The following is a 21,555-nucleotide window of genomic DNA, read 5'->3' as shown; positions in this document are numbered from 1 at the left end:
ACTGCAAGTGCCGGTTGACACGATATTTTTGCAAATGCATTTTCATTTTTGTTCAAAACACTCTATTAAATCAGCTGAAAAAAGTGATATACTGAAACAGCAATTGATAATCATTATCAGTAACAGAAAGGAAGTACGGCAGTTGAGTCAACATAAAAATATACAGACTGCATCAGAAGAAATCCAATGGACGTCAAGGACATATGGCGCGGTCATCGTCCTTATTGCAGGTCTATGCCTGCTTTGCCTTGGCGCATTTTTATCCATATCCCTCGGTGCAGCGGATATTCATTTGCGCACTGTATGGGACGCCATTTTTCATTATCAGCCGACAAAGACATCACACCAAATTATACATGATCTTCGACTGCCGAGAACGGCGGCTGCCGCGCTTGTAGGCGCATTGTTGGCAGTGTCGGGAGCAATCATGCAGGGGATGACGAGAAACCCTTTGGCAGAGCCTTCGATTATGGGTGTGACATCAGGCTCTGCATTTGCGGTTTCGATTGCGTTTGCCTTTTTTCCCGGACTTTCTGCAATGGGGCTTGTGCTATGGTCCTTTGCGGGAGCGGGGCTGGGGGCATCGACGGTAATGGGCATCGGCATGTTTTCAAGGGGCGGACTTACGCCTGTAAAGCTTGCTCTGGCGGGTACGGCAGTTACTTATTTCTTTACCGGCATTTCAACTGCCATTGCAATCCGCTTTGATGTCGCTCAGGATATCAGCTTTTGGTACGCAGGCGGGGTAGCGGGTGTGAAATGGTCAGGGGTCCAGCTTTTGCTTATTGCAGGGGCTGTCGGTTTAACGCTCGCGTTTTTCATCGCCCGGTCTGTGACAGTGTTAAGTCTCGGTGACGATCTGGCAAAAGGGCTTGGACAATATACATCAGCGGTGAAACTGATTGGCATGCTTATTGTAGTGATTTTGACAGGAGCTGCGGTTTCCATAGCCGGCACCATCGCATTTATCGGGCTGATCATTCCGCATATTACCCGATTTTTGGTCGGTGTGGATTATAGGTGGATCATTCCTTGCTCGGCGGTGCTCGGTGCTGTTTTGCTTGTTTTTGCTGACATAGCGGCCAGACTCGTAAATGCGCCCTTTGAAACGCCTGTCGGCGCGCTGACTTCTCTTATCGGCGTTCCCTTTTTCTTTTATTTGGCACGTCGTGAAAGGAGAGGGCTGTAATGAAAACAAAAACAAACAAACCGCTCGTTGTAATGGCTGTGACCTTTTTGCTTATCGTGGCGGTCTTTTTTATCAGTCTCAATTTGGGCGTTATCAAAATTGCACCGCTTAAAACGCTTCAGGTCTTTTTCGGTCAAGGAACGGCGCGTGATGAACTTGTCTTATTTGAGTTCAGGCTGCCCAGGATCATCCTTTCTTTGCTTGTTGGAGCAGGGATCTCCGTAGCTGGAGCCATTTTGCAAAGCGTGTCTCAAAATGAACTTGCCGAGCCTGGTATTCTCGGAATTAACGCCGGCGGTTCACTTGCTGTAGTGCTTTTTATATACTTTTTTCAAGGGTCAGCTTCAGATCTCAGCTTTTTCGGAACATTTATGCTGCCGTTCAGTGCTTTGGCAGGAGCAATCCTCGCTGCGTTTCTCATTTATATTCTGGCATGGAAAAAAGGCGTGACACCGATTCGGCTGATTTTAGTCGGCATAGGGGTGAATGCCGGATTCAATGCCCTGTTGCTGATTTTTCAGCTTAAGATGGACCCTCATGATTTTATGCAAGCCGCGGTTTGGATATCCGGCTCAATATGGGGGGCGAACTGGAATATGATCTGGGCGATTCTCCCTTGGATTGTGATCTTGCTTCTGTTTACTTTATATAAGGCGCGCTATTTGAACATTATGCAGCTCGGAGACCAATTGGCGACCGGGCTGGGCACCGCTGTTGAAAGGGAAAGACGGATTCTTCTTCTGGCAGCGGTCACTCTTGCCGCTTCATGCGTGGCAGCTGCGGGGGGCATTGCGTTTCTCGGATTGATCGCGCCGCATGTGGCTAGAAGGCTGACCGGTCCACGTCACCAGACGCTGATACCGGTCTCCGCCTTCATCGGCTCATTCCTGTTTTTGCTTGCTGATACGCTGGCGAGAAATGTATTGGCACCATCAGAAATTCCGGTTGGACTTGTCATTTCCGTGCTAGGTGCGCCTTACTTTATTTATTTATTGATGAAAGCGAATTAGAGGAGGGGGCCGAATATGAATTCATTATCAACGGAACAGCTTGGAATCGGTTATGGCGACAGGGTGATTGTAGAGGATTTAAATATATCGATTCCTAAAGGGAAAATTACCACCTTAATTGGCCCGAACGGCTGCGGGAAATCAACGATTTTAAAAACAATGTCCAGAATTATGCGTTCACATGCAGGTGCCGTCTATTTAAACGGCAAAGCGATTCATAAAATGTCTACAAAGGACATTGCAAAAGATATGGCGATTCTTCCACAGACACCTGAAGCGCCGAGCGGCCTAACAGTGCACGAATTGGTGTCGTACGGCAGGTTTCCGCATCAATCAGGATTCGGCAGATTAAATGACGAAGACCGCCGGATTATCAAATGGGCGCTTGAAGAAACAGGCATGGCTGAATATGCTGAACGGCCGATTGAGGCATTGTCAGGCGGACAGCGTCAACGCGTGTGGATTGCCATGGCGCTTGCGCAAGGGACGGAACTGCTTCTGCTGGATGAACCTACAACGTATCTTGATCTTGCACATCAGCTTGAAATTCTGCAGCTGCTTGACAGACTCAACAAAGAGCAAGGACGGACGATTTTAATGGTCATTCATGATCTTAACCATGCAGCTCGTTTTTCTCATTATATGATCGCGCTCAAAAAAGGCACGGTCATCAAGGAAGGAACTGCACTGGAGGTCATGACACCGGACATTTTGAAGCAGGTATTTCAGATTGATGCCGAAATTGTGACTGATCCCCGTACAAATAAACCTGTATGCTTGACATATGACTTGATTAAAAATGAAAAAGAGCTAGTTACTGTATGAAAAAATCCCGGTTTGAAGCCGGGATTTTTTTTATTCGGCTTTGAAAATACAATTTTTCTATTTGATTCCGTCATTTCAATAAAAAGATTGCAAGTCTTTTTGAATTAATAGATAATATTGGTTAGAATGTTTCGAAAATATTACATAGTTTACAGAAAGAGGAGATCGTTGTGTCCAAGAAGAAAAAATGGCTTATTGGCGGTGCGATATGTGCCGGTGTGCTTATATTGGCTGGGATCGGCGCTGGCGGTTTTTACTTTTTTACTCACATGAACCAAGTTGCCGTATCATCGGAGCCCTATGCTGAATCGGTAGCGGTATACATGGGAGGAGATTCAGAATCAGGCCAAACGTTTTCTGGAAAGGTTGAACCTGAGAAACAGCAGAAAGTATACATAGATTCAGAAAAAGGCAGCATTAAAAAAACATACGTCAAAGAAGGCGATCAGGTTAAAAAGGGCGATAAGCTTTTTGAGTATGAGGGCGAGGATCATTCTGATGAAGTGGAGCAAGCCAATTTGCAAATTGAAATGACAAATCTGCAAATCAACCGTTTGCAAAAATCAATAACGGAAACGGAAAAGAAGCTGAAAGCGGCAGGAAAAGAAGAGAAAACCCAGCTTCAAGATGAACTTGATCAGGCCCATTTCGATTTGAAAACAAGCCAGCTTGAACTGAAGCAGCATCAAAAAGAACTGGCTGGCCTGACGAAAAACAAAGGTTCCAATGTTATTACAAGCAAGCATGACGGAATCGTTCAAAGCGTCAATCAGGATATCGCTGACGGTGCAACAGGTGACCAGGCAACGGGCCCGTATATCCAGATTGTTTCGACGGGCAAATATCTGGTCAAAAGCCAAATCAATGAGCTGTTAATGGACACGATCAAAAAAGGCAGCAAAGTCAGGGTCACGCTGAAAACAGGCGGTGAGGGCGAGTGGAAAGGAAAGGTCACCTCGATCGGCAAGCTTCCAGCGGGAGCAGGCGAGGGTGAAGAATCAGAAAGCTTTGCTGATGAAGAAATGAATCCCCAGTCCTCTAACTATCCTTTCACCATTTTATTAGACAGCCATAAAGGTCTTGAAGTCGGCTATCATGTCAACATCGAAGTGATGAGTGATAATGCTGATGCGGATACGATCAAGCTGCCGTCCGACATGGTCATTCAGGATGACGGCGAACCGTACGTGTGGAAAGCTGATGAGAATCAGAAAGCGGTTAAGCAGCCTGTTGAAATCGGTGAGACTGATGAAAATGACATGATGGAAATTAAGAGCGGCCTGACGCCGGAAGATTATGTGATCTATCCTGATCCCGCGGTCAAGGAAGGAAAGCAGGTTACAGTCAATGCTGACACTGAATAATATTTCGAAGTCATACAAGCTGGGAAAAGAAGAAGTTCCAATCTTGAAACATATCAATCTGACTGTTCAGGCGGGGGAGTTTTTAGCTATTATGGGGCCTTCCGGTTCTGGAAAGTCAACGTTAATGAATATTATCGGCTGTTTGGACAGGCCAACCTCAGGAACCTATACGCTTGACCAGATCGATATATTGAAAGGGAAAGACGGAGCTTTAGCCGAAATTCGCAATGAATCAATCGGGTTTGTGTTTCAAACTTTCCATTTGCTGCCGCGTCTCACCGCGCTGCAAAATGTCGAGCTGCCGATGATCTACAATAAAGTGAAGAAAAAAGAGAGAAGGCAACGGGCATATGAAGCGCTGGAAAAGGTCGGATTAAAAGACAGGGTCTCCTACAAACCGCCTAAGCTGTCCGGCGGCCAAAAGCAGCGGGTGGCGATAGCGAGGGCCCTTGTCAATCAGCCGAGGTTTATTTTAGCTGATGAACCGACCGGGGCGCTTGATACCAAATCAAGTGAACAAATTTTGTCACTGTTTTCTGAACTGCATCGGGAAGGCAAGACCATTATTATGATAACCCACGACCCGGACGTCGCCAAAAAAGCTGACAGAACCGTTTTTATCAGAGACGGAGAGCTGGTATTAGATGAGAGAGGGGATATCAGCCATGCTTGAACATATTCGAATCTCCTTTCAATCCATTTTTTCTCATAAATTAAGATCCATTCTGACAATGCTCGGCGTGATTATCGGCATAGCGGCAATCATCGCGATTGTTTCAATGCTGAAGGGCCAAAGTGAGCAATTAAAGCAAAGTATGATCGGTATGGGAAACAACGCCATCAACGTTGTCTACCAGCCGTCTGGCGGAGAAGAGGAGAGCGGCGGCCCTCAGGTGTCGTATGCGTCCGCGCCGCCTGTAGCGGAAGAAACAGTAAAGGCGATCAAATCAGATCCGATGGTCAAAGGATTATCCTTATATTACTTGTCAGAAGGCGCGAGCGTTTTTCATTTAACAAACGTTTCGTATCCCCAAGTGTATGGAGTGGACGATGATTACTTCGACATGTTTCCAATCCGAATAACCGAAGGGAGAAAGCTGACGGAAAACGATTTAAACAGCACACACCAAGTAGTGATGATCAATGAAGCTGTCAGAGATGAACTGTTTCCAGACGGAGAAGCTCTGCATAAAAACATTGAGATGAATGGTGTGCCGTTTAAGGTCGTCGGTGTTTTTAAAGAAAAAAATCAACAGGAAAGCATGTTTGAAGGCGACTATGCGAACCCGGTTTTGTACGTGCCGAAAAAAGTGTGGCCGCTTATTGAAGGGTTTGACGCGCCAACGCAGATTGCCGTGCAGGCTGATTCTTCTGAGCATATCCAAGAAGCGGGTGTAATGGCTGCAGATCTTTTAAATCAGGGACTGTCAGAAGCTGAGCTGGAAAAAGCAGAGTACAGTGTAATGGATCTTCAGGAGATCGCGCAGGAAGTGGAGTCCTTTAATCAGTCATTTGCATTGCTGCTTGGCGGAATCGCCAGTATTTCACTTTTGGTGGGCGGTATCGGCGTCATGAACATTATGCTCGTTTCCGTAACGGAGCGCACGAGGGAAATCGGAATTAAGAAAGCGCTCGGTGCTAAGCGGCGTGTGATTTTATTTCAATTTTTAACTGAGGCTGTCGTGCTGACAAGCATTGGCGGAATACTCGGTGTGCTGGCGGGCTTCGGCATCGCCAAGCTGCTGACGGTCATTTTTCCGATGCCTTTTATCGTCTCTATTCCAGCTGTTGTCGGAGCACTCATCTTTTCAATGGCAGTCGGCATTATCTTCGGCTTGCTTCCGTCCATCAAGGCATCGAAGCTTCAGCCTGTAGACGCGCTTCGCTATGAATAAAAAGAACGCATCCAATTGGAATGCGTTCTTTTTTTAGCTGGGAAGAGCCGAGTTGCATTTGTCTAAAATCAAAAAAGCGGCTGCAACAATCATTTCTTCTGTGGTGGACAGCCAGATGTCGCTGATCAATTGGTCTGTTGTATGAGCAGTCATCCACAAAAACAGCAGCTGTACAATGCCGGCAAGGAGAATGAATAGACGTTTTCCTGTCTTGAAAAATGTAAAGCTATGTATCATCAGCCTTTCAAATGGTTCAAAGCATAATCCGAGAACAAGGAATACCACGGCAAAAAGCAGGACATGAGCTGCTGAGCGGTAGCTCGTTCCCGCTAAAGAAAACAATATATAGATGACAGCAAAATAGGTCAACACCACTGCTGCTGCGGCCAGCAAGTACTTTATGGAGAGCCGCAATAAGCGTTTAGAAGGGTTTTGATGTTTCACTGGTTCAGCTCCTTATGAAGGCTTGCAGAGAACGAGTGCTCTCTGCAAGCCGCAAGTCTTTTATTTACTGCATTTCTTTTTCACTACTGGGTGCTTTTCTTTTGAAAGCACATCAGTAAAGTCTTTGCCCAAGTCAAGGTGCGCTTGAACAAATTTTTCAGGAAGCATGGCAAGCCATTGGTTTAAAGATACATCAGCATAATGGTCGTCTTTGAAGATTTCTAAAAAGACAAGCGGTTCATCCCCGATATTTTCAACGTAATGACCCATTGCAAATGGTACATACCCGACATCACCGGCTTGGTAATTAAACGTTCTGGCATGGCCGTCAGATGCAAAAACGGTCATTCTAGCTTTACCGGAGATGTAGTATTGCCATTCGTGGGTATTCGGATGCCAGTGCAGTTCTCTCATGGCGCCGGGTTCTACTGTTACGAGCGCTGATGCGATGGTTTTAGACACTTTGAAGTTTGTCGAATCTGCAATGTATACTTTTCCTCCCTCAGATTCGATCGGCTCTTGTTCAAGAAGGCGGTAAGTAAATGGATAAGGCACTTCGCCGTTCGGCCCTTCCACAATATCATCTTTTAAACTGCCAGGAAGTTGGTTTTCAAATATATATTTTTCTTTGCCTGGCAAATTCGCAATCTCTTCTTTTGTCACGCCAAAGTTCGCAGCAATGACTTCTTTTGGAGTGTGGGCAAGCCAATCTGTCAGCTGGAACGTGCTGTTTTCAGAGAATGATCCATCGTCAAACACGAGCAGGAACTCAGCTCCCTCATCCAGCGCTTGGATGGAGTGCGGAAGGCCTGACGGGAAGTACCAAAGGTCTCCTTCACCTACATCGTCAATAAAGCTGCGCCCTTTTTCATCTACAATTGTGACTCTTGCACTTCCGTAAATCATGTAAGCCCATTCTGCTTCTTTATGCCAGTGAAGCTCGCGAATCGCGCCTGGCTTCAGCCGCATATTTACGGATGCAAGGTTTTCTGAAATCGGCAATTCACGTACTGTCACTTCACGGGCATATCCGCCTTTTTCTAATCGGTTATGAGTATCAGAGAACGAAAACTTCATATTGCTGACGGTGCCATGATCGGTTTCAGGCGGAACGAGCATATCAGGGTTTTGCCGGTCTCTTTCAATATTGCGCGGGATTTTTACCGTTGCTCCTTTGTCTCCTCTAATTGGCTGCGGAATGTCATTTTGTTTTTTCATGAAATGTTTCCTCCTTACATTTAAATGTGATAGCAGAAAGAGAAGGTGAAAGGCCTTTCGTTTTCCCTTCTGTTTTGTTAAGTGAAAAAAACCAGTGAAAAGTCAACTTCGATTGAAAAATTATTTTTTTGCATGATCTTTCAGTTCTGTCATTAGTTCTATTAGTTGATCAAACTTCTTTTCGAATCGGGTCAGCAGATACATTGCAATCAGCGCGGGAAACCCCAAATTGCCGATCTGTTTTACGACTTCCTCTATAAAAACCTGATCCATTGGAAAATACCTCCCTTCTTTTTCTGCAGTCATGTATGTAAGTGAAGGAAATCCGATAAAACGTAAACTGCTGCAAAGTATTTTGCAAAACACTAGTCGGAAAGTAGTAGTTTACTTTTTTTTGCTTTCCTTCATTTAATTTAGTAGGGAGGCGGTTTGATGGACTATCAAAGTCTTTTACGGTCAAAATGTAAGGAGATAATGAAGCATCCCATCGTGAAGCATTTTTTGAGCAATCCTCAGCATTACCGTTTGTTCAAAAACGTAATGGAAAGCCCTAACGAAAAAGATGCAAAATCATTGGACGAGCTATTTAAGCAGTTTTATAAAGAAATCCGCATCGTCAAGTATATGAATTCAATGATTCGCATCTTTTCTATTGATTTTGATAAGCGGGTTCGCAAAAATCAAAAACGGTATCCGCTGACGGTTGATCATCCGGAGGCAGGAGATCGGCTTCCTTCCGAAACAGGAAGCGATGCATTTGAAGAATTTTTAGACAGGCAGGATGATTTGAGCCAGCATGTTCAGGATTATCAGCTCTACCAAGCGATTCAGAATCTGACTGACAAACAAAAAAGTGTGCTGACGAAAGTGTATCTTCACGGTGCCACGATGCAGGAGATTGCAGATTCATTAGGGGAGTCCCGACAAAACATCTCCAACATTCATAAAAAGGGGCTAGAGAATATCAGAAAGCAGCTAGCGGCGCAAACAAAGGGGGAAAAGTAAGCTGTGGACGGCCAGTTTGAACAAAAAAAGAGACAAAAAGACGAGACTTATGACATTGAGCACCTGATTGCATGCTTTTCACCGATGATCAGAAAAAAACTCAGCAATACGTCCTATCAAGAAAGAGAAGATTTAGAGCAAGAGCTGAAGATCAAAATGTTTGAAAAGGCTGATATGCTTTTGTGTCAGGATGTACCGGGGTTTTGGGAGTTTATTTTGTACATGGTAGATGAGAACTCATAATATTTTTCATATGAAAGGGAGCGCGTGTTTGCTCCTTTTTTGCTGTTTTGATTTGCCAAGCTCCAATGTATTCAAAAATGTACCATAAATAAACGATATAATGATAAGATGAAAAAAACAGTGACAGAAAGGAACATAAAAGTGGAAAATGCGTCAATTTTAATCGTAGACGATGAGAAAGCGATTGTGGACATGATCAAACGCGTTCTCGAAAAAGAAGGTTATCGAAATATACTGGATGCGGCAAGCGCAGAAGAAGCGATTCCCGTTGTGAAGGCCAATAAGGTTGACTTGATTGTGCTGGATGTCATGATGGGCGGAATGTCCGGTTTTGAAGCCTGCACATTGATCAGAGAGTATTCAGACGCTCCGATTTTTTTCCTGACGGCAAGATCATCCGACGCGGACAAATTATCGGGCTTTGCGGTTGGAGCTGATGACTATATCACAAAACCATTTAATCCGCTGGAATTAGCGGCGCGGATCAGAGCGCATCTCAAGCGTACATATCAATCGAAAGAAACGAGTTCAAATCAAACCTACACATATGATTATTTTACTTTTTCTCCGCAAAATGCCGAGCTGATCGTAGGCGGGGAAGCCGTTGCCTGTTCAGCCCAGCTTCTGCAGCTTTTGCAGTATTTTTGTGAACACCCTAACGTGGTGCTTTCCAAAGATCAAATATATGAAAAAGTATGGGGCTATCCTTCCTACGGTGACAACAACACCGTCATGGTTCATATTCGCAAGCTTAGGGAGAAGATTGAGCGCGATCCGAGCAATCCGGAGTATATTGTAACCGTTCGAGGTCTCGGCTATCGTTTTATCCCAAATCCTGAAGGCAAGCGGTCATGAGGTTAAGATGGAAGTTTTTGTTTCACTTTTTCGGCCAGATGCTGATTGTGATCCTGCTGCTTACGGTTATGCTTGTTGCGTCGTTTTTCTATTTAGACGCTCGTTTTAGCGATGCGGAATCCAATTCAGGGCTGACGAAGGCAACGACCGACACACTTGAGGCGTATCTCGATGTAAACGAAGACGGGACATGGGAAGTGGATAATTTCCTGAAGAAATCTGTTGATAAACAGCACGGCTGGATGCAAATCATTGATTCGGAAGGAAACACTGATTATTCCTACGGCGTGCCAAAAGACGTGCCGGGCACCTATACCAAGAAAGAGCTTTTGTCTATTTATAAAACCAAAAAGCTTCATAACTATAAACTGAATTATTGGGCCATCAATATTGAAGATAAGTCGTATCTTCTATTGTCCGGCTGGAAATCAAAAAGTGAACAGCTCCTGACTTCCGTTGAAAAGCGCGAACAAAAGATAGACTCACTAGCGCACTATAAGTCCAGTACCATCGACTATATTAAACGGAAAAAAGGCGCCATTTACCTGTTAGACAGCAATGGAAACATTCTCGACAGCATCAACAGCACAAAAAGCGAAAGAAAAACGATGAACCAGCTGGAGCTGCTTAAATACAGCTCTAAACCTTGGAATTATAAGCGGGAAATTTCCGTTAAGATCCTCAATAAAGACAGATGGATGGTCGCTACGGTGCCGAACCCAGTCTATGTAACCGATCAGGAGTTTAACAAATCATTCCTGAAGGTTGTATTAAAAGCGATGTTTCTCGTGATGGCCGTTTTGTTCATGTATATCATTTGGATGACCGTTTGGTATATGTTCCGATTCGGGCTGCCGATTTTTCACACGATTAGATGGCTGGTCAATCTGTCAAAAGGGAAGCTTGAGGAGCCCAGAAACCGGGAAGGCCGTCCTGTCAGCAAAAATAAAAAGGGAAAAATCAAACAGCCGTACCGCTTCTTCGGTGAGATATTTGAATCAATGGATCAGCTGACTGAAACGCTGAGAAGGGATAAAAGAAACAGAGAAAAAATCCAGGCGACAAGGGAAGAATGGATTGCCGGTTTGTCACATGACTTAAAAACACCGCTCAGCAGCATTTACGGCTACAGCATGATGCTCGAGTCGAAGCAGTATGACTGGTCGCCGGAAGAAGTGAAAGAAATGGGGCAGGTTGTCAGAGAAAAATCTGAATACATGTCCAAGCTGATTGAAGATTTAAATTTAACGTATCGGCTGAAAAATGATGCTCTTCCTATTGAGAGAAAGCTCACTAGCCTTATCCCGTTTTTTAAAAATGTCATTGAGGACTTTAAGAAAAATCCGTTTTCTGAAGGCTATGATATCTCGTTTGTATCCAAAGAAGAGCATATTGAATTTGCCCTTGATGAAGCGTGGTTCAGGCGCATATTAGAAAACCTCCTTGGGAATGCCGTGAAGCACAACGGCAAAGGAACAGAGATTCAAGTCATTCTGGAGCAAACAAAAAATCATATTTCTTTAAAGGTGAAGGACAATGGGAAAGGAATGGATGAAGAAACGATCACCCATTTGTTTAACCGTTACTACAGAGGGACGAACACAAAAGATTCAACTGCCGGAACGGGTCTCGGGCTCGCGATTGCCAAGGAGCTTGTTCATCTGCATAACGGAACGATACATGTGAACAGCAGAATGAACATTGGAACAGTCATTACCATCCTTTTTAAAAAACAATAAACATCAAGTGGTTTGGACACCTCTTTGCCGGGAATAACAATATATAGACTGAAGCTAAAGAGGTGTAACACATGGATGCAGTATTGGAAGCAGACACTCGGGCAGTGATTGGAGAAGGCCCGTTATGGGATGAAGAAAACGGCCGCTTATATTGGGTTGATATCCTGGGGAGCGAGCTCCACATCTTTGACCCTGAAGAAAAAATCAACCGATCGATCAAATTCAAATCCTTTGTGACGGCGCTTGCGAAATATTCAAAGGATGAACTGATTATGACGATGAAGGACGGGTTTTACCTGTATCATCTTCGGGATGACAGCTTGGAAAAAATTAAACAGCCGAAGGACATGCATGAGAGCCTGAGATTTAATGATGCTAAATGTGACCCGTACGGAAGGCTTTGGGCGGGGACGACGAGCATGGAAGGCGAGCAAAAACAGGCGTCGCTGTACCGTTTGAATCTAGACGGCAGTCTTGTCAAAATCAAGGATCAAGTCTCCACCTCAAACGGTTTGGATTGGGACCGCGAGCGGAATTTGATGTATTACATCGACACGCCGACGCAGGAGATTGTGCGTTACAGCTATGATCCTCAAAGCGGAGATGTTTCGAATCCAGAACCTGTCTATCGTTTTGATCAGTCAGACGGATTGCCGGACGGCATGACAATTGACCAAAATGGCATGCTGTGGGTGGCGCTGTTTGGCGGCAGCCGCGTTGTTCACATTGACCCGTTTCAGAAAAAAGAAATCAATTCAATCAGCGTGCCGGCTAAATATGTCACGTGCTGCGCGTTCGGCGGCAGAGACTTAAAAACTCTTTACATTACAACGGCAACAGAACAAATGACAGAAAAAGAGAGATACGAGCAGCCTCACGCTGGAGGGTTGTTTTCAGCACAACTGGAAACAGGCGGATATCAGACGGTACCATTTGCTGGAGACGTATAAAAAAACGCATCCGATAGACGGATGCGTTTTTGCATGTTATAGAGAACGGATAATGCCGCCTTCCACACGCTGTGCAGTGCCATTAATGGCGGATGCGGCGTCAGACGCGAGGAATACGATTGTGTTGGCGACTTCTTCTGCTGTCGCGTATCTCTGAATAAGAGAGGTTGGCTCGTTGACCTTGAAATAGTCTTTGATAAATGTATCTGTATCCTGCCCGGCTGCTTGTGCGGCACCTTCCATATAGGATGCCACGCCCTCTGTCCAAGTAGGTCCCGGGAGCACTGAGTTGACCGTCACATTTGTGCCTTTTGTCATTTCAGCCATTCCTCTTGAAAGGCTGATCAGTGCCGTTTTTGTCATTGAGTATGGAATCATCGTTGGGAGCGGTTTGACGCCTGCTTCACTTGCAATATTTAAAATACGGCCGCTGTTTTTGGCAAGCATTTTTGGAAGGAAGTGACGGCTTGTCCGAACAGCGCTCATCACGTTCACTTCGAAATATTGATTCCACTCTTCATCTGTCACATCTGCAAAGTCTTTTACCTCGAAGAAACCAAGGTTGTTGACAAGGATATCGATATCACCGATTTCATTTACTTTTTCGATAAAAGCCGCTGCTTCATCTGTTTTTGACAAATCGGCAGCAGCACCGTGCACTGTTCCATAGCCAGAAAGCTCTTCAATCGTACGATCGACAGTCTCCTGTTTGCGTCCGTTGACAATGACTGCCGCACCCTCTTGCAGAAAGCTTTTTGCGGCGGCTTTCCCGATACCGGACGTCGAGCCGGTGATTAAGACGAGTTTGTCTTTTAGCTGTAAATCCATAAGAATCATTCCTTTTGATAGATGATGGTATTAAGTATACAAGATCAAATTTAGTGTTTACGAGGATTTTGCTCCCATACATAATACGGGGAAAAGTCATTCAGGACGCATATACAAGCCTGTCAGTCATATAGTATAATTACTCCGAAAAAAGGATACGAATGTCAAATAGGTGCCGGTACGTGAACAACAGCCGGCTTAATAGGGAAACCGGTAAAAGCCGGTGCGGTCCCGCCACTGTAATTGGCCAAGCGCCAAGAGCCAGGATACCTGCCTGTTTGATCAGCACGAAGTCTGCGAGGACAGATGATGTGTAAACAATAGGCTTTTTTGTGTTGTTTACAGCATCTTTACCGTCGTAGAGATGCTTTTTTTAATTCGTTTAGGAGGAAAGGTTTATGAAAAAACGAGCCGGGATATGGACTGCGCTCCTGTTGGCTGCTGTTATGCTGGCAGGCTGCGGCAATCCTGCGGATCAGAAGGATTCAAAGGCCAAACAAAAAACAGAAGCGTTCCCTGTCACCATTGATGACGCGTCAAACCAAGATGTAACCATCAAAAAAGAGCCAAAAAAGATTGTTTCATTAATGCCGAGCAACACAGAAATTACATACGCACTCGGCCTTGGTGACAAAGTGGTCGGTGTCACCACAAACGATACCTATCCAAAGGAAGTCAAAAAGGTTGAGAAAGTCGGAGATATGAATGTAAACGTTGAAAAAGTCATTTCTTTAAAACCAGATCTCGTTCTGGCCCATGAGTCTTCCATGTCAGCATCAGCGGATGCCATCAAACAGCTGAAGGACGCGGGCATTACAGTGCTGACTGTCAATGATGCACAATCATTCTCCGAGGTGTACAAATCAATCGAAATGATCGGAGAAGCTGCCGGGGCGGAGAAAAAAGCCGATCAGCTCGTGAAAAGCATGAAATCAGATCTAAAGGATATTCAAGAAAAAGCGAAAACCATTTCAAAAGACGAGGAGAAAAGCGTATTTATCGAGGTTTCTCCTGATCCTGACATTTATACAACCGGAAAAGATACGTTTATGAATGAAATGCTGAATGTCATCCATGCTAAAAACGCAGCTGCGGATCAGACAGGATGGGTGCAAATGACAGATGAGGCGATCGTAAAACTCAATCCTGATGCAATTGTTACAACGGACGGTGTGAAAGCGAAAGCTGTGGAAAAACGCGATGGCTGGAGCGAAATCAATGCTGTGAAACATCATCGTGTATATGATGTGGACCCTGATCTTGTGACACGTTCCGGTCCCCGTCTGATCGAAGGGGTCGAAGAACTTGCGGAAAGCATTTACCCGGATACGTTTAAGGAATAATCGTTATGCCGCATATATCATTGGTTTCTCATTTTTAGCCGTGAGCATCATCTTAGGAATTTCTTGCGGCAGCCTGCATATTCCTATTCCCGCTGTTTTTCGTGTCTTTTGGCATCAAGGTTTCGGCGGCTCTATCGGTTCTGATGATCCGATGTACACTAATATTATGATGAATATCAGACTGCCGAGAGTTGTGCTGGCCGCCCTTGTGGGGGCGGCTCTTTCTATTGCAGGGGCCGCTTTTCAAGGATTATTGAAAAATCCACTTGCTGATCCCTATACGCTAGGTGTGTCATCCGGTGCTTCAGTCGGAGCTGTTGTAACTCTGTTCTTAGGTCTGCACCTTCCTGTCATCGGAGGGTTTACACTCCCGGTTGTGAGTGTAGCCGCTGCACTTGCCACGATGGCGGCGGTCCTTTTCTTCAGCCGCCTCGTTCATGCTTCAATGTCTGTTTCCACCCTCATTTTGACCGGTGTCATCACTAACTCTTTTTTGGGCGCATTTATTTCTCTTATCATCGCCTTGACAGGAGACAACCTGCTTCCGATTGTGCATTGGCTGCTTGGCAGCGTCTCAATGAGGGGCTGGAGCTATGTTATTTTGTTTCTCCCGTTTTTTCTTTTGGGAACTATTTTATTGATTATAAACGGAAGGGAACTGAACGTGATGACATATGGAGAAGATAAAGCAAAGCTTCTTGGAGTCAGCGTTCAGCAGAGGAAGATGATGATTCTAATAGCCGGATCTCTTTTGACGGGAAGCGCTGTGGCAGTATCGGGTACGATTGGCTTTGTCGGCCTTGTGATTCCGCATATCACAAGGCTTTTGTGGGGAACGGACCATCGGCATTTACTGCCGCTGTCCGCCTTGCTTGGGGCAGGGTTTCTCGTTTTAGCCGATCTGCTTTCCAGAACCATCATTGAGCCGATTGAACTGCCGATCGGGATCATTACGTCCTTGGCGGGAGCGCCTGTGTTCGCTCTTATTTTAATTCGGCAGCACCGCGGGGGGAGAAACTTATGATGAAGGCAGAAGGGCTGTCGGGAGGATACGGCGACAGCCGCCTAATTAACAATGTCAGCTTAACAGTGGAGAAGGGAGAATTTCTCGGAATTCTCGGCCCTAATGGAAGCGGAAAAACCACGCTTTTGCACTTGCTGACAGGTACGCTGCCGGCCAAGGAAGGCAGCGTTTATCTGGCCGGAAAACTGCTGGCGGACTATAAACCGAAGGAACTGGCGCAAATCATGGCCGTCCTGCCGCAAAAAACGGATCAAGCCTTCACCTTTACCGTCGAAGAAACTGTAGCCTTTGGCAGATATCCATTCCAAACGGGGCTGTTCAGACAGCAGACTGAAAAGGATGAAGCCATTGTACAGGAAGCAATGGAGCAAACAGGAGTGGCCAATTTTGCGCAAAGGCCGATTCGCGAACTAAGCGGAGGGGAACAGCAGCGGGTGTATTTGGCACAAGCTTTGGCGCAGCAGCCGCGTATTTTATTTTTGGACGAGCCGACTAATTTTCTCGATCTGGCTTTTCAAAAAGACCTGCTGGATCTGATCAAACGCCTGACGAGAGAAAGCGGATTGGCAGCTGTCAGTGTTTTTCATGATCTGAACACCGCAAGCCTGTACTGTGATGAGCTCATGTTTATGAAAAACGGTACAGCCGGGCCTAAGCAAAAACCGGAATATGCTGTCACAGAACAAAGCATAAAGGCGGTGTACGATACAGATGTCACCGCCTTGGTTCATCAAAGCTCACCTAAACCGATGATTGTGATTCAGCCTGAAAAAGATAGCGTGAAGCGGCAGTCTATCCCATTTGAAGCATTGCTCCAAGCGGGGCGTGATGACATTCTTCTGCAAACGGAAATCCCGCTTCGAACATTGTCCTCGACGCCTATCGGTGCAGGGTTTTCGTGGAGCAGGACGCTGATCCATAAACGGCTGCCAGATCAGCCAGATCCGATAGAAGGACTTACGGCCTGTCTTTCAGAAAGCGGTTTTCAACTGCAGGAGACGTGTGCGATGGCTTCTCCAGAAAGACTTGACCGTTTCGTGTATCGAACATATGAAGACGGAGAGTTATCCGTTTTCATATGCGTTCAGACCGGCTTTTCGATTTGGATTTTGATTAACGGCTATGCGGCAGATCAATTCTTCATCAAGGCTCTTATGGCTGCCGAAGCAGAACGGACGAAAGTGCTGGGAGACGGAAGAGGCACAGGTGATATTCTCATCGCCGCGACTCAAACTCAGCAATCCGAAAACATAGAACAGCGGCTGAATCAATTGATAAAGAAAGGGACAGCTGAATGTGTAAAAGAGGCTGCTGAGTTGTTTGAATAAGTCTGTAAAGGAGATTCAGGGTATGAAACTATATACAAAAACAGGCGATAAGGGACAAACGGGCTTAGTCGGGGGCAGAACGGACAAGGACAGCCTACGCGTCGAAAGCTACGGCACGATTGACGAGCTTAACAGCTTTATCGGGCTTGCTTTGGCAGAGCTTTCCGGGCAGCCCGGCTTTGAAGATCTGACAGCCGAGCTGCTGACCATCCAGCATGAGCTGTTTGACTGCGGAGGCGATCTGGCAATCGTCACAGAAAGAAAAGACTATAAACTAACGGAAGAATCTGTTTCTTTTTTAGAAACGCGCATTGATGCCTATACAGCAGAAGCGCCGGAACTGAAGAAATTTATTCTTCCAGGCGGATCAAAGGGTGCTTCGCTTCTCCATATCGCCCGCACCATTACAAGGAGGGCAGAACGAAGAGTGGTGGCGCTGATGAAATCGGAGGAGATTCATGAAACAGTGCTGCGTTATCTCAATCGTCTGTCCGATTATTTCTTTGCCGCCGCCCGGGTTGTGAATGCAAGAAGCGGTATTGGCGATGTAGAATATGAAAGAAGTGCCATTGTGTTTCGGGACCGAAACAGCAGCGAATCATAAAAAGTGAAAACCGAAAGCCGGCGTGTTCAAATATATGCCGGCTTTTTTGTTTTTCACTCTGTCAATTTCCCATTTTACGACAAAAAATGAACCTTATGAATTATTGACTGAAAAATGGAAAAATGAGATATTGTAATAAATAGATGTAAAAAATAGGCAGTGGGGGGCTCTGATGGATGGTGAATTTAATTGAAAGTGATAGCATCTGGAAGAGAAATTTCAATTATCTGTTTTTCTCAAGAATAGTCAAGATATCCGGCGATATGTTCGCATTTAATTCAATATTATGGTTTTTAATTTATGACGGCAAAGGTGCGATCGGCACTGCTTTATTGATTGCGGTCACTTTTTTGCCGGAAGCCGTTCTGGCGCCTGTGACGGGGCCTTTTATGAAACAGACCACGCTGAAATTTTGGATGTACTTTTCAGATCTGACAAGGGCGGCGATTGTTTTGATTATCCCTCTATGTCATTTTGCGGGCTTCTCTCCGCTGTGGTTTGTCATGACGCTTATGATTGTGCATTCAGCCACTGGAGCTGCCTACAATCCCGCCTCTATCGCTTTGATTCCTCAAATCGTCAATGAACAGGGCATTCAAAAAGCAAACGCTGTGCTGCAATCCTCCGCTCAAATTGTCCGGCTTGGGGCTGTCACATTATGCGGCGCTTTTCTTACATTTATCAGTCCTTCTTATACCATGCTTATCGCACTTGTGCTCTATTTGGTGTCAGGTTTTCTCGTTCTTTTTATTAAGTACACTGCGGTTGAATCTCAATCAGAGTCTGCGGTTGTTACACAGAGAGGAACATATATCGGAAGACTGAAACGCGGCTTTAGGCTCGTCAGAAAACACCAGATTTTATATCCGCTCGCCATTTACTGTATCTTTATGAATTTCGCGGCTGCCCCATGGGAAGCGCTCTCTGCCGTATACGTTGCGGAAGATTTAAACGGCCAGCCGATCGTATACTCGCTTTTAAAGGCCACCACCGCCGCGGGCGCGTTTTTATTAGGGTTTGTGCTGGCGAAAGTCAAGGTAAACAGGTACGGCTTGTTATTCGTCACTGCCGGCATTATTGAAGGATTTGCTTTCTTTATTACCGGGATGAATACCTTTTTGCCGCTCGTCTTTTTCGCTGCTTTTACCTTTGGCGCCGCAGTCAGTGCTGTTAATGTTCCTGAGTACACGATTATCCAGACGTCTGTGGATAGTGAGGATCAGCCGCAGGTTTACGCCGTTATACATATGATCTCAAATATTTCGATTCCTGCCGGAGCTGTCATTTGCGGGTATGCCGCTAATGCTTTCGGCTCAGGTAAAGTGATCGCTGTCGGCGGGATTGTAGAAATTATTGCGGGTATCGGAATCTTGCTGTTTACAAAACTGGCCAAAGCAGAAAGGTCCGACCTGATTAAAGAAAGGGAAGCAAGTGTTCATCTATAAAGGGTTTTGAAACGCCATGCCTCGTGCATGGCGTTTTTTTGTGCCGATGGGTCCGGTGCCAGATACGACTCCGGTCTTATATAAAAATCAATCTCTGATTCGTTTTGCATATCTTCCAACTTGTATAAGATGAAGACAAGGAAAACGAAAGGAGGATCTGCATGAAGATAAACAAGAAAACAATAGGCGGATTCTTATTAATTGTATTTGGGATCTCTGTCTTTTTTGGAGGAGGAAGCTTCGGCTTTATCATCCCGCTCGCCATCGGGAGCTTAATGACATACGCAGGAATCAAAAGGTTTGCCGCGGGAAAAACCATCACGGGAATCATCGTGGGCGGTATCGGAGCCATTATGCTCATCTGCTCACTTCCGTTTGTCGTCGGAATCGCATTGGCAGCCGCTATGGTGTATTACGGCTGGAAGCTGATGAAAAACGGATCAGCTGATAACGGTGTATCATCTTTTGATCCTGAACCGGCTTCTGCTGCCTACCAATCTCACTTTGATGACGAATGGGAAGAATTTTTGAAGAAAAAATAATATCAATATATTAGGAGGAATTAGGTATGGTATTAAAAAGAATCAGAGACATGTTTGTTGCGTCAGTTCATGAAGGACTTGATAAAATGGAGAATCCAAAGGTGATGCTGAATCAATATGTACGCGATATGGAAAGCGACATCGCAAAAGCAAAGCAAACAATTGTGAAACAGCACACGATTGCCTATCAATTTAAGAAAAAATATGAAGAAGCCGCTGAAGTGGCTGGCAAACGGAAAAATCAGGCACAGCTCGCATTTGACGCGGGTGAAGAAGAACTGGCGAAAAAGGCGCTGACTGAAATGAAGTATTTAGAAGGGAAGGCGGCTGAGCATAAAGCTTCCTATGAACAGGCAAACAGTCAGCTGGCTGATCTGAAAGAGCAGCTGGCTGCACTTGAAACAAAGCTTCAGGACGTAAAGGATAAAAAACAGGCGCTGATTGCGCGGGCAAATGCGGCGAAAGCTAAAGAGCATATGAATACGACATTTGACAAAATTGACAGTGAAAGCGCGTATCGTGAATTTTTACGTATTGAAAATCGTATTGAAGAAATGGAAATCCGCGCGAATTATTCAAAGTCAGCGGAAGCCGGCACAGAACTTACACGTAAAGAATTCGCAGACGATGTGGAAGCGGAGATTGAAAAAATGCGGACACTTTCACTGCAAAAATCAGACCAGACACAAGCGGCAAATGAATAAGCGGAACGGGGAAGGATTTGCGGTCAAGTCCTTCCCTTCCGCACGTATCAATTCGCAAGCTTTTCCTTTATAATAGAATGAATGAGAAGGATGAAACCGAATGAAAAAAATGCTTGGCAAACTGTTGATCACTGCCGGTATTCTGGTTTTTTTCGCCGTTGTCGTAAAAGATGTGTTTGCTGCAGGCCTAGGTTTCATAAATGGCACAGAAGCCGATTCAGCCAGCGCATCGCCGCTTGACATTGACAGCATGGTCATTGAGTCGGATAGCAAGGATGTCCGGATTATAGCGGAAGAACGAAGTGACATATCGGCAGGCATTTCAGGAGACTCAGGAAAGTTATTTGTTACTGAAAACAAAAGAAAACTGGAGCTGACCGTAAAGGAAAAAGATTTTCAATTTTTGAATGGGTTTAACCGTTCAACTCTTATCGTCAGGCTTCCGTATGATTATAAAGGTGATCTGGCAGTACGAACCTCAAGCGGCGACGTGTCTGTGGCCGGGAATGACCATCTTGCGCTTTCCGGGCTGAACGCAGTATCTGCGAGCGGAAATACGAGCGTGACGGACGTCCGCCTTCAAGACCTGAAAGTGAAGGCATCATCGGGGGATGTTTCCATTTCAAATACCGTCTCCAAAACAACCGGCATTGATTTAGCTTCAGGGGACGCAAATCTGGTTCATGTATCAGGCTCTCTTGATGTGAAAATGACTTCAGGAGATTTTAATGCTGTATTGAAAAAGGTAACCGGTCCCGTATCTGTCACGCTGACAAGCGGTGATGCTAATTTAAGCCTTCCCCAAAACGGCAGCTTTGCAGTCAATGCTTTATCAGCAAGCGGTGACGTCAGTTCGCCGTATTCATTTGCTGATAAAACACATAAAGAACAGCATCACATCACAGGCACGCAAGGAAGCGGCCGGCATCCAATCGACATCAAAACGGACAGCGGGGATCTAGCGATACGGTAGCACCAGGCAGAAGAAAGGAGGCGGACA

General features: G+C 45.4%; 23 protein-coding genes and 1 riboswitch. Of the genes, 19 read left to right on the top strand and 4 right to left on the bottom strand.

Going from position 1 to position 21,555, the window contains the following annotated elements; genetic code table 11:
• Nucleotides 1–142 precede the first annotated feature (142 nt).
• The 6 genes from AC0OMU_RS17775 (at nt 143) to AC0OMU_RS17750 (ending at nt 6,283) form a co-directional block, all read left to right on the top strand.
• Entirely contained in the window at nt 143–1,189 is a 1,047-nt protein-coding gene (locus AC0OMU_RS17775; protein WP_041520063.1) for a FecCD family ABC transporter permease, read from the top strand.
• Nucleotides 1,189–2,199, top strand: a complete 1,011-nt coding sequence (locus AC0OMU_RS17770) for a FecCD family ABC transporter permease (protein ID WP_047183168.1) — start codon at nt 1,189–1,191, stop codon at nt 2,197–2,199. The genes AC0OMU_RS17775 and AC0OMU_RS17770 overlap by 1 nt, the downstream gene beginning before the upstream one ends.
• Nucleotides 2,200–2,214: 15 nt before the next feature.
• Nucleotides 2,215–3,024, top strand: a complete 810-nt coding sequence (locus tag AC0OMU_RS17765) for an ABC transporter ATP-binding protein (RefSeq protein WP_003243882.1) — start codon at nt 2,215–2,217, stop codon at nt 3,022–3,024.
• Between the two features lie 170 nt (nt 3,025–3,194).
• Nucleotides 3,195–4,388, top strand: a complete 1,194-nt coding sequence (locus AC0OMU_RS17760; RefSeq protein WP_181220123.1) for an efflux RND transporter periplasmic adaptor subunit — start codon at nt 3,195–3,197, stop codon at nt 4,386–4,388.
• Entirely contained in the window at nt 4,372–5,061 is a 690-nt protein-coding gene (locus AC0OMU_RS17755; protein WP_014480848.1) for an ABC transporter ATP-binding protein, read from the top strand. Before AC0OMU_RS17760 ends, AC0OMU_RS17755 begins: the two co-directional genes overlap by 17 nt.
• Entirely contained in the window at nt 5,054–6,283 is a 1,230-nt protein-coding gene (locus AC0OMU_RS17750; RefSeq protein WP_014480847.1) for an ABC transporter permease, read from the top strand. Before AC0OMU_RS17755 ends, AC0OMU_RS17750 begins: the two co-directional genes overlap by 8 nt.
• Before the next feature lie 33 nt (nt 6,284–6,316).
• On the opposite strand, the gene rsiO is transcribed toward AC0OMU_RS17750, so the two are convergent.
• The 3 genes from rsiO to AC0OMU_RS17735 form a co-directional block, all read right to left on the bottom strand.
• Complete coding sequence (gene rsiO, locus AC0OMU_RS17745) at nt 6,317–6,727, bottom strand: acid stress-sensitive anti sigma factor RsiO (protein WP_063334645.1); 411 nt, start codon at nt 6,725–6,727, stop codon at nt 6,317–6,319.
• Nucleotides 6,728–6,787: 60 nt separating this feature from the next.
• Nucleotides 6,788–7,945, bottom strand: a complete 1,158-nt coding sequence (gene oxdC, locus AC0OMU_RS17740; RefSeq protein ID WP_015384622.1) for an oxalate decarboxylase — start codon at nt 7,943–7,945, stop codon at nt 6,788–6,790.
• A 120-nt stretch (nt 7,946–8,065) separates the two neighbouring features.
• On the bottom strand, nt 8,066–8,218 hold the full coding sequence (locus tag AC0OMU_RS17735) for a YvrJ family protein (RefSeq protein ID WP_003244090.1): 153 nt from the start codon (nt 8,216–8,218) through the stop codon (nt 8,066–8,068).
• A 201-nt stretch (nt 8,219–8,419) separates the two neighbouring features.
• On the opposite strand from AC0OMU_RS17735, the gene sigO reads away from it, so the two are divergent.
• The 5 genes from sigO to AC0OMU_RS17710 all read left to right on the top strand — a co-directional run bounded on the left by sigO (nt 8,420) and on the right by AC0OMU_RS17710 (nt 12,737).
• The gene (sigO, locus tag AC0OMU_RS17730) at nt 8,420–8,950 is read left to right on the top strand and encodes an RNA polymerase sigma factor SigO (protein ID WP_181220122.1); all 531 of its coding nucleotides are present in this window, start codon (nt 8,420–8,422) and stop codon (nt 8,948–8,950) included.
• Between the two features lie 3 nt (nt 8,951–8,953).
• Complete coding sequence (rsoA, locus tag AC0OMU_RS17725) at nt 8,954–9,193, top strand: sigma-O factor regulator RsoA (protein ID WP_015384620.1); 240 nt, start codon at nt 8,954–8,956, stop codon at nt 9,191–9,193.
• Nucleotides 9,194–9,334: 141 nt separating this feature from the next.
• A complete protein-coding gene (gene yvrH, locus AC0OMU_RS17720) occupies nt 9,335–10,048 on the top strand; it encodes a two-component system response regulator YvrH (protein ID WP_003243545.1) in 714 nt (237 codons plus the stop codon).
• A complete protein-coding gene (gene yvrG, locus AC0OMU_RS17715; RefSeq protein ID WP_181220121.1) occupies nt 10,045–11,787 on the top strand; it encodes a two-component system sensor histidine kinase YvrG in 1,743 nt (580 codons plus the stop codon). Before yvrH ends, yvrG begins: the two co-directional genes overlap by 4 nt.
• A gap of 71 nt (nt 11,788–11,858) precedes the next feature.
• A complete protein-coding gene (locus tag AC0OMU_RS17710) occupies nt 11,859–12,737 on the top strand; it encodes an SMP-30/gluconolactonase/LRE family protein (protein WP_014477954.1) in 879 nt (292 codons plus the stop codon).
• A gap of 36 nt (nt 12,738–12,773) precedes the next feature.
• Here the strand turns inward: AC0OMU_RS17710 and AC0OMU_RS17705 are convergent, their stop codons facing one another.
• Entirely contained in the window at nt 12,774–13,565 is a 792-nt protein-coding gene (locus AC0OMU_RS17705) for an SDR family NAD(P)-dependent oxidoreductase (protein ID WP_015384617.1), read from the bottom strand.
• 153 nt (nt 13,566–13,718) lie between these two features.
• Nucleotides 13,719–13,857: riboswitch (cobalamin riboswitch) on the top strand.
• A 106-nt stretch (nt 13,858–13,963) separates the two neighbouring features.
• On the opposite strand from AC0OMU_RS17705, the gene AC0OMU_RS17700 reads away from it, so the two are divergent.
• The 8 genes from AC0OMU_RS17700 to liaG all read left to right on the top strand — a co-directional run bounded on the left by AC0OMU_RS17700 (nt 13,964) and on the right by liaG (nt 21,528).
• Nucleotides 13,964–14,908 (top strand): ABC transporter substrate-binding protein, encoded by a 945-nt coding sequence (locus AC0OMU_RS17700; protein WP_124059082.1) that lies wholly within the window; start codon nt 13,964–13,966, stop codon nt 14,906–14,908.
• Nucleotides 14,871–15,932, top strand: a complete 1,062-nt coding sequence (locus AC0OMU_RS17695) for a FecCD family ABC transporter permease (RefSeq protein ID WP_015483679.1) — start codon at nt 14,871–14,873, stop codon at nt 15,930–15,932. The genes AC0OMU_RS17700 and AC0OMU_RS17695 overlap by 38 nt, the downstream gene beginning before the upstream one ends.
• On the top strand, nt 15,932–17,260 hold the full coding sequence (locus tag AC0OMU_RS17690; protein ID WP_080467268.1) for an ABC transporter ATP-binding protein: 1,329 nt from the start codon (nt 15,932–15,934) through the stop codon (nt 17,258–17,260). The genes AC0OMU_RS17695 and AC0OMU_RS17690 overlap by 1 nt, the downstream gene beginning before the upstream one ends.
• Before the next feature lie 22 nt (nt 17,261–17,282).
• Nucleotides 17,283–17,864: a cob(I)yrinic acid a,c-diamide adenosyltransferase gene (locus AC0OMU_RS17685; protein ID WP_017696410.1), complete on the top strand. Its 582-nt coding sequence runs from the start codon at nt 17,283–17,285 to the stop codon at nt 17,862–17,864.
• Nucleotides 17,865–18,040: 176 nt separating this feature from the next.
• Entirely contained in the window at nt 18,041–19,309 is a 1,269-nt protein-coding gene (locus AC0OMU_RS17680) for an MFS transporter (RefSeq protein ID WP_003244338.1), read from the top strand.
• Between the two features lie 161 nt (nt 19,310–19,470).
• Nucleotides 19,471–19,851 (top strand): cell envelope stress-induced membrane anchor protein LiaI, encoded by a 381-nt coding sequence (gene liaI / locus AC0OMU_RS17675; protein WP_003243447.1) that lies wholly within the window; start codon nt 19,471–19,473, stop codon nt 19,849–19,851.
• A gap of 26 nt (nt 19,852–19,877) precedes the next feature.
• Entirely contained in the window at nt 19,878–20,555 is a 678-nt protein-coding gene (gene liaH / locus AC0OMU_RS17670; protein WP_003228506.1) for a stress responsive protein LiaH, read from the top strand.
• A 100-nt stretch (nt 20,556–20,655) separates the two neighbouring features.
• Nucleotides 20,656–21,528, top strand: a complete 873-nt coding sequence (gene liaG, locus AC0OMU_RS17665; RefSeq protein WP_474241382.1) for a LiaG family protein — start codon at nt 20,656–20,658, stop codon at nt 21,526–21,528.
• Nucleotides 21,529–21,555: the final 27 nt, after the last annotated feature.

The organism is Bacillus sp. FAU18 (assembly GCF_056033885.1).
Note: the sequence above shows the minus strand (reverse complement) of the source record. Positions and strands in the feature narration are given on the sequence as shown.